Origin of the sequence: Cryobacterium sp. 10I1 (assembly GCF_035019805.1) — a bacterium.
Taxonomy (GTDB): Bacteria; Actinomycetota; Actinomycetes; order Actinomycetales; family Microbacteriaceae; genus Cryobacterium; species Cryobacterium glucosi.
Genome location: NZ_JASJVF010000457.1, coordinates 1 through 1437 on the forward strand (window position 1 = coordinate 1; position 1437 = coordinate 1437).

General features: G+C 64.5%; 1 protein-coding gene. It reads left to right on the forward strand.

The window, feature by feature from the left end:
• Positions 1-112: 112 nt before the first annotated feature.
• On the forward strand, positions 113-1414 hold the full coding sequence (locus QN345_RS19035) for an ISL3 family transposase (RefSeq protein WP_322135197.1): 1302 nt from the start codon (positions 113-115) through the stop codon (positions 1412-1414).
• The last annotated feature ends 23 nt before the right edge of the window (positions 1415-1437 follow it).

Sequence of the window (1437 nt, forward strand, 5' to 3'; positions counted from 1 at the left end):
GGCTCTCCTGACGTTACCGTGGGTGGTTTCCGAGCGCCTTAACGAGTGCACGCCGCTCTCCGTCTAGGTTTCTAACTGACAAAGGCAAGAAACACAGGGACGAGAAAACGGCGTGCAAAACTCAACACTATGGCGGACTCTGCTCGGAGTCGACAAAACCATCGTCGAAGCGGTCGATCTCGACGCGGATACGGGCATGCTGGTCGCGTCGGTGCGCCCAACGGCATCGATGCGGAACCGGTGCGGGGCCTGCCGGAAGCGCTGCCCGCGCTACGACGCCGGTGACGGGCGGCGCCGCTGGCGATCCCTGGACGCCGGCTCGGTGCAAATCCACTTAGAAGCTGCGGCGCCGCGGGTGAGCTGCCGGGTGCATGGCGTGACGGTCGCCGCCGTGCCGTGGGCCCGGCATCAGAGCGGGCACACTTTGTTCTTCGATGACCAGGTCGCGTGGCTGGCCACGCAAACATCCAAGTCCGCCATCACCGTGCTGATGCGCATCGCGTGGCGCACCGTGGGCGCGATCATCACCCGGGTTTGGGCAGATACGGAGAAGCAGTTCGACCAGTTCGCGGGCCTCACCCGGATCGGGATTGACGAGATCAGTTACAAGCGCGGCCACAAGTACTTGACCTGCGTCGTGGACCACGATTCTGGCCGTCTCGTCTGGGCGGCACCAGGCCAGGACAAGGCCACCCTCGAGACGTTTTTTGATGCGTTGGGGCCGGAGCGTTCGGCACTGATCACGCATGTTTCCGCGGACGGTGCGGCCTGGATCGCCAGTGTTGTCGCGGAACGAGCGCCGAACGCTGTTCGCTGCGCTGATCCGTTCCACGTCGTGAAATGGGCCACCGAGGCCCTCGATGAAGTCCGCCGGGGCGCGTGGAACGAGGCCCGCAAAGCCGCCCGGCACAACGATGCCCGACGCACTCGCGGCCGGCCCCCAGCCGACGCCCCGGCACGCCCAGACAGCGCCCGGGCGACGGGCATCAAGAACTGCCGATACGCGCTTTGGAAGAACCCGGAAAACCTGACCGAGAAGCAACAAACGAAGCTCGCCTGGATCGTGCAGACCGACCCCCGGCTGGCTCGGGCGTACTACCTGAAGGAAGGCCTCCGTGTGATCTTCAAACTGCCTCTCGAGGAAGCGACCGAAGCTCTCGACAAATGGGTTGGTTGGGCTCGCCGCTGCCGCATCCCGTCCTTCGTGAAACTGCAGAAGAGCATCGTGAAACACCGCACCGCGATCCTGGCCTCCATCGAGCACAGCCTCTCCAACGGCCGCGTCGAATCCATGAACACCAAGATCCGCCTCATGACCCGCATCGCGTTCGGCTTCAAATCACCCGAGGCCCTCATCGCCCTCGCAATGCTCAGCCTCGGCGGGCACAAACCCGTGCTTCCCGGCCGGGACTAACCCACGGAAGAGTCAGGAGAGCC